The sequence below is a fragment of the Anabaena azotica FACHB-119 genome (assembly GCF_014697625.1).
Taxonomy (GTDB): Bacteria; Cyanobacteriota; Cyanobacteriia; order Cyanobacteriales; family Nostocaceae; genus Trichormus; species Trichormus azoticus_A.
Window position 1 is genome coordinate 21,062 of record NZ_JACJSG010000071.1, and the last position, 6,000, is coordinate 27,061.

At 44.9% G+C, this 6,000-nt stretch carries 10 protein-coding genes; 9 read left to right on the forward strand and 1 reads right to left on the reverse strand.

Annotated elements, in window-relative coordinates:
* Positions 1-39: 39 nt before the first annotated feature.
* Positions 40-375: a hypothetical protein gene (locus H6G83_RS31955; protein WP_190479695.1), complete on the reverse strand. Its 336-nt coding sequence runs from the start codon at positions 373-375 to the stop codon at positions 40-42.
* A gap of 233 nt (positions 376-608) precedes the next feature.
* Between H6G83_RS31955 and H6G83_RS31960 the strand changes: the two genes are divergently transcribed.
* The 9 genes from H6G83_RS31960 to H6G83_RS32000 form a co-directional block, all read left to right on the forward strand.
* Positions 609-1,661 (forward strand): hypothetical protein, encoded by a 1,053-nt coding sequence (locus tag H6G83_RS31960; RefSeq protein WP_190479697.1) that lies wholly within the window; start codon positions 609-611, stop codon positions 1,659-1,661.
* An 81-nt stretch (positions 1,662-1,742) separates the two neighbouring features.
* The gene (locus H6G83_RS31965) at positions 1,743-2,069 is read left to right on the forward strand and encodes a hypothetical protein (RefSeq protein WP_190479698.1); all 327 of its coding nucleotides are present in this window, start codon (positions 1,743-1,745) and stop codon (positions 2,067-2,069) included.
* Positions 2,059-2,250, forward strand: coding sequence for a hypothetical protein (locus H6G83_RS31970; protein WP_190479700.1), 192 nt, complete (start codon positions 2,059-2,061; stop codon positions 2,248-2,250). Before H6G83_RS31965 ends, H6G83_RS31970 begins: the two co-directional genes overlap by 11 nt.
* A gap of 12 nt (positions 2,251-2,262) precedes the next feature.
* The gene (locus H6G83_RS31975) at positions 2,263-2,466 is read left to right on the forward strand and encodes a hypothetical protein (protein WP_190479702.1); all 204 of its coding nucleotides are present in this window, start codon (positions 2,263-2,265) and stop codon (positions 2,464-2,466) included.
* Positions 2,467-2,640: 174 nt separating this feature from the next.
* Positions 2,641-3,060: a hypothetical protein gene (locus H6G83_RS31980; RefSeq protein WP_190479718.1), complete on the forward strand. Its 420-nt coding sequence runs from the start codon at positions 2,641-2,643 to the stop codon at positions 3,058-3,060.
* Positions 2,964-3,188 carry a DUF1392 family protein gene (locus tag H6G83_RS36470; RefSeq protein WP_190479704.1) on the forward strand — a complete coding sequence of 75 codons (225 nt, stop codon included), beginning with the start codon at positions 2,964-2,966 and terminating at the stop codon, positions 3,186-3,188. The genes H6G83_RS31980 and H6G83_RS36470 overlap by 97 nt, the downstream gene beginning before the upstream one ends.
* A gap of 59 nt (positions 3,189-3,247) precedes the next feature.
* Entirely contained in the window at positions 3,248-4,003 is a 756-nt protein-coding gene (locus H6G83_RS31990) for a hypothetical protein (protein WP_190479706.1), read from the forward strand.
* 85 nt (positions 4,004-4,088) lie between these two features.
* Complete coding sequence (locus tag H6G83_RS31995; protein ID WP_190479708.1) at positions 4,089-4,529, forward strand: hypothetical protein; 441 nt, start codon at positions 4,089-4,091, stop codon at positions 4,527-4,529.
* Positions 4,530-4,693: 164 nt separating this feature from the next.
* The coding region (locus H6G83_RS32000; RefSeq protein ID WP_190479710.1) for a DUF3854 domain-containing protein at positions 4,694-6,000 on the forward strand (1,307 nt) is incomplete at its 3' end.

The following is a 6,000-nucleotide window of genomic DNA, read 5'->3' on the forward strand; positions in this document are numbered from 1 at the left end:
GAGTCATGCTTGGAGGTTGATCGATGTATACAACCATGCTCAAGCTGCATTGTCGCCACCGAACTCTTTAACTTTTGTGCTTTTCCACTCAATGAGGACTTTGCCATCTAAGGCAGCAATTATGTCCATAAAAGTTTCTAATGTTGGATTTCCTTGATCAGATATTGCTTTAGCAATCATATTTCTCCGATTGACAGGGGTTGCAGACTCATCACCTTTACGACGACGAATCTCACAATAGCGGCGGGTTAACGTTGCTAAATCTATGCCCAGTTCATCCATCCGCTCCCTAATCACGGACATATCCATACTTATACCTCTGCGACTTCTATATAAGTCTACAAAGGCATAAGGCAATTTGCTAATGCCAGACATAGTAATTTCCTCCTATGCTCACTACTCTATACCTTTAAATTAAAAATGGCAAGCTTTTTATAGCATTACCTATGCTTTTTGTGGCTTGACAGTATGCCATAAAAAGCATAGTATGAATTTAGCAAGCAAGGGAAACCTAGCTGATAACAAAAGGCGACACCCCTAGCCTGACAAACTTTGGAGGTAATCGCCTTTTGTAAAACACCCACCGTAAAGATGGAATATTAAACATCATGACATATCCAACTTATAGTCATCAACAACTCCAGAACAAATCCATAGCTGGATTAAAGAAAATCTACAGCGAAATCGGCTGCACAGTTGAGATAACTAACCGCTACTCCAAAAACTCATGGGTGGCTGCGATCGCTGATTACCAAGCAGGGCGCATCCACAAAATCGCCCCTCTTGCCCTTGACGAACAAGCGATCGCTCAAGCCGAACTCTACCAACACATCGCACAGCAAGCTCAGGACATAGCACCGGAAGAACTCACCACCCAACAAATAAATCCCCATCACTTCGAGGTATATGCAGGCAATAGACTTGTCGCCTACATCAGCTACGACAACAGCGAATATGTAACCCAAAGATGGGTGGTTATGGTGTGCGGTGAAGAAAAGTTCCGTCACTTTGCTATTTCTCAATGCCACCGCTTCATCGACTGGCATCATAAAGACGGTACACTCAACCCACTTTCTCCAGCCAAAGTACCAGATGCGCCCACAGTCCAAGAAATCTCTCTGTGCGACCAAGAGTTAGTCATCCAAGGGGAACAGATAGCCAGCGTTGAGTTTGACGACCACAACTATCAAGACCTTTACTGGCGAGTCATGGTTAACGGTTGCGAGATTTTCCGCGACACAACACCCGCCAGATGCCACAGTTACGTCAAGCAGCAGTACCAGCAAGGCGAATTGCCAGTACAGCAGGAGTTTGAAGAATGTGGTACTGACAATGAAATCATGGCACTCCTTGCCGATGAATGCCAGAAACAAGGGTTGAAACTGCTAGACGATGGGGTTTACCGTGGCGATGTGAGATTGGGACAAGCAGGTTGCACCGATGGACACTGGTGGGTGATCCGCTCCGGGGAGTCTCAAGAGCGAGTACCAACTGATTCAGCTATAGATGCAGTGTGGTGGTTGTCGATGGTTGATACTTTCGCTGCAACTGAATCTATAGACTGTGAACAATTGCTAGACCTGCCATTTGAGATTTTAACTGCTGACGATTGGCAGAGGCTTTTGGAATATCAGCCAGATTCGGATTTAGTCGCTGCTTAATTCTCAAATATAGCGATCGCTCATCTTACCCAATAAAGAGCGATCGCATCCCTTCACACCTTTACCATCAACAATTCATCTATGCAACCTACTATCAGTATCCCCCAGGGCTGGGACTACCCCCGATTCGTGCCAGGGCAATGGACAAAGCAGGGGCTAATTATCGGCATGGAGTACAACCCTCCTGGCACAATGTTAGCCCATGAATACGGACAAGGTTGGCGTTATGCCGTGCTGCCTGACAAGAACTCTCAGCAAGTATTTTATTACTTTGATGACCAAATTCAACAGCTTTCTGTGGCAGAAATTCAAGCACAGATACAGGCAGAAATTGAACAACATCAACAGCAATTAGCGGCACTTCAGCAGCAATTAGTGGTGATCACAGGAGGCAGCAATGGCTGTTGATAGTTATGTTGAGCGTACTGCTGCTAGATTGTTGCGTTTACTCCGCCGCAACGGGTCTATTCCATTACATCGTATTCAGTATTCCAAGACCATTATTCAGTATTTGTTGGACAAGAAATTAGCCCAGATTGATAACACTGGCTGCGGTTTTTCGTTGTCAGTAATTGAAGGGAAAAAATAAGGAGATACTGTCATGGGTGAAGGTGAAGTTAAGCTTGTCGATTTAGTGAGTGTCACTCAATATCTCATCTCTAAAATTGCTCAACATCCTGACTTTATTAAGCTGGAATACTATCCTGACTTAACGGTTGGTGATGCTCAAACTGCACTGTCTTATCTTCAGTCAGAACTAGAAGCTAATCAACAATCTGCTGCTGTCGCAAAGGTTTCTGATTAAAAGAAACTCGCCCGAATCAATCATTCTTAATTCGGGCGATCGCTAGTATCCATGAACTTATTAGCATCTGACGACAGCAATCTAATTATTGCATAACCAAGGTAAAACCTGCAAATATTTACCACTTTCTTTTGACATTTATCACCACTAGTTATTCAAGATGGAGATAAAACAATGAGGCACAAATGGACTGAAGAAGAAATTGCGATTCTCGAACAGAAGGCTGAATTTTACACCAAAGAACAAATAGCCCAAATGCTGAAAAAACGAGGCTATTATCGCTCAATTAATGCTGTTGAAAAGAAACTCTGGCGTTTAGGCTATTCACTGCGTCCCACTCTCGATAATTACAGTTGTCGCCAGATTGCCAGCGTACTTTGTTATGACTTTTCTACTGTTTGCAGATGGGTGAAACTTGGTTGGCTCAAAGCCAGAAAACGCTATTCCAAATGCTATCAAATCAGAACTTCAAGAACAGCATTATCACTACTGGCCGCATGGAACCGAACGCTGTGGAAAAGCCGGCTTATGCCATTGGCGATCGCGTCATGCTCGTTAATGATGCGCCGACGACGAAGCAGCGTTTGGTGTTAGGTGTCCAGTTTTCACATAAGGACTGGTTCTACTTGGTTGAGTGGATTTCCCCAACGCTTGCCCCCAATACCCCCACTTTCAATACTTCTTTGGTGAAGGAAACAGACTTAGTACGTGTGATGGTCTGAATTTCTCCACCAAGCTCAACAGATTTTCAATTGTTCCCTTACATCCCACAACTAAAACTATGTCACAAATCGAAATCGCACAAATCATTGAGCAGATTAAGGAAGAAATTCAAGTTGACGCATCTGGTAAAGCTAAAGCCAGTATCAGGGCAACGGCAAGATTAGCTGGGGTAAGTGATATGGCTATCATCAAAACCTTAGACAGTGCAAACCTGGAACCCTCTAAATTGTCTAAAATGCTTATGGAGCATGGGTTTGATGCTGCAAACCAAAATCAATGGCGCACTGAGGGTATCCCAGATACAGCGATCGCCATAATCCTAGAATATTACGGTTATGACGCTGCACGGTATTGTACTAAACAAGCCCGATTAGTCTGCCGTTCATTCAACACCATTGGTATCCGCGCCTGGATTCAGGACAAGTTAGGTTGGTCAAAACCTGCAACCGGCGAAACCAGCATGACCCAAATTCAACTACTGGCTGCGATCGCTGCGGGGATGGCCGAGCAAGAACAACGCCTGTTGGAGCAAGAACAGCGTCAGCAAGAAATATTGTACCGACTAAAAGCTGTAGAGTCCGAGCAAGACCGCTTTAACACCCCCTGCGGTCATAAGTATACCGTGGTCGGTTTTGCCATTTTACAAGGGTTGGAGATATCAGCCAAAGAAGCTGGTGCTAAGGGACGCAAAGCCAGCGCATTGTGCAGAAACAAGGGCATAGAAATAGAACGCATTCATGACCCGCGCTTTGGGAAAGTTGGTTTGTATCCCGAAAGCGTGTTAATTGAGGTTTTCTCCCAGGAGCAAAACTGAAGTGCCATTCAGTTACAGATGAGCGCGATTTCTTCTACTAACAATAATTCCATCCATTTCTAGTCAATTAAAAACAACAATCATCATGAAACAAGTCAAACATCCTCATCTGTTAAATCCAAACACTACTAATAGTGTTACCTCTGCTCAAGCCGAAATGGAAAAGTTAGAGGTATGGATTAGAAACTTTGTCTATTCATTTAGTCAGGGCAAGTTGCAGAATCTTCTTTCAAATGCCAAATTCTTACGAAGACATGGTATGGCAGGGAAATTTGAACCATTTGAAATTATTTCTGGTCTAGCAATTATGATTACTTGCGATAGCTGGCAGGAATACAAACAGCTTGTTGCCAAGCATAAACAACTCGCTTACAGAATCCGAAAGTTAGACCCAGAAGTAAAGATGTTAATGCTGATATCACCTGATTTAACCATAGCTGAAATCACAATTATTGCCACTGTCGAAAAGTTTATGGCTAGGGATTTCATTCGGGAGTATTTCATCTATGGCCGCAAAGGTGGTTGAAGACGAACCAATACTAACTTTCCAAGATGGTGTAGACTATTCGTGCTTCAGTTCAAATGTACTATTGACCTGATTTAGTTTTCTGATCACTGCCTGTTTCTAAACACTTACTAGCGGTATGCCCTCATACCGCTAACTCTGTCGTGCGTCTATAGGAGGGGAACATGAATCTCGAATCTCATCACTTACAAGAATGGCTTGACAGTGGCGTTGACGAAGAATTGATTCGGCTGAATGTGCGATCGCTACAAGGTGATGAAATCTACGAATACCTACTTTACGCGCTACCCCAAAGCGCCCGACGCAATGACGGACGGCTACGGGATGGGTATTTGCGGCTATATGCTCACATTATTCTTGCTTGGTGGGTCAGTGGACTAGACCCGCTTAACGACTGGAATCCGATGGATTGGGGACGGGCGAAACCTGATTGTCCGCGACTGGAACCAGAGGGGGAAAGGTTAAAGGGGAAAGGGGAAAGGAACAACATTACACCTTTCCCCCTTCCCCCTTCCCTTTTTCCCGAATCCGCACCTAAGCCAATCAAATACGAGTCACCCCCAAAAACCCCCAACCGTGTCACATATTTCCGTGTAACCTTACGTATCTGGCAGTTAGTATCTCTGCGCTATGACGTGCCAATGCCCGATAATATCGTGATTACCCAAGAAGGTGAAGCATTAGGATTCTGGGCTTGGGTGATGGCTAACCCCCAGATTCCAATTATTCTTACTGAAGGGGAAAAGAAGGGAGCTTGTCTATTATCTCTGGGATATCCTGCGATCGCACTTCCCGGAATCTGGAACGGTCGCGTCGGCAAGGAAGACTTCGAGCGACTGCACCCCGACCTAGTACCAATGGCTCAACCAGGGCGTAGATTCATCATCTTGTTCGACTACGAGACTAAACCCAAGACCCAGCTACAGGTCTTTCAAGCCACCCGCCGCACCGCCCATGTTATCCAAGATGCTGGCTGTGAATGTAGTATCGCACTCTTGCCAGGGCCAGAAAAAGGCATCGATGACTGGGTGGTAGCACTAGGTAAAAAAGCAGACAAGGCAGTATCGGCAATGATTGCTGATGCCCTCACGCTGCAAGAATATCACCAGAGGTTTTTCTATAGAAAGCCCAGGGGGTTGAACAAGTATAAAGCCGATGTCACCGTTAATACTCGTTACCTGTCCCAAGCAATTGGTTCTTTACCCCAATCCGGTTTAGTGGGTCTAGCTTCAGATATGGGGACTGGCAAGACCGAACTCATGTCCATCGTCCGAAAAGATAACCCAGACAAGAGCTTTTTGAACAACGGGCATCGGGTTAGTTTGCTTAAGAACTTGAGCGATCGCCTCTGGACTGCAATGTATTCTGCGATCGCTTGTGGTGATTGGGCAAAGGCGATCGCTCTCAGCATCACCGTAGACTCATTGTATAAGATGGCGAATGATTTACGGGCGTATGACATTATATTTAT

Coding starts and splice junctions, on each gene's coding strand:
- H6G83_RS31955 (WP_190479695.1), bottom strand. CDS start 375: ATGTCTGGCATTAGCAAATTGCCTTATGCCTTTGTAGACTTATATAGA.
- H6G83_RS31960 (WP_190479697.1), top strand. CDS start 609: ATGACATATCCAACTTATAGTCATCAACAACTCCAGAACAAATCCATA.
- H6G83_RS31965 (WP_190479698.1), top strand. CDS start 1,743: ATGCAACCTACTATCAGTATCCCCCAGGGCTGGGACTACCCCCGATTC.
- H6G83_RS31970 (WP_190479700.1), top strand. CDS start 2,059: ATGGCTGTTGATAGTTATGTTGAGCGTACTGCTGCTAGATTGTTGCGT.
- H6G83_RS31975 (WP_190479702.1), top strand. CDS start 2,263: ATGGGTGAAGGTGAAGTTAAGCTTGTCGATTTAGTGAGTGTCACTCAA.
- H6G83_RS31980 (WP_190479718.1), top strand. CDS start 2,641: ATGAGGCACAAATGGACTGAAGAAGAAATTGCGATTCTCGAACAGAAG.
- H6G83_RS36470 (WP_190479704.1), top strand. CDS start 2,964: ATGGAACCGAACGCTGTGGAAAAGCCGGCTTATGCCATTGGCGATCGC.
- H6G83_RS31990 (WP_190479706.1), top strand. CDS start 3,248: ATGTCACAAATCGAAATCGCACAAATCATTGAGCAGATTAAGGAAGAA.
- H6G83_RS31995 (WP_190479708.1), top strand. CDS start 4,089: ATGAAACAAGTCAAACATCCTCATCTGTTAAATCCAAACACTACTAAT.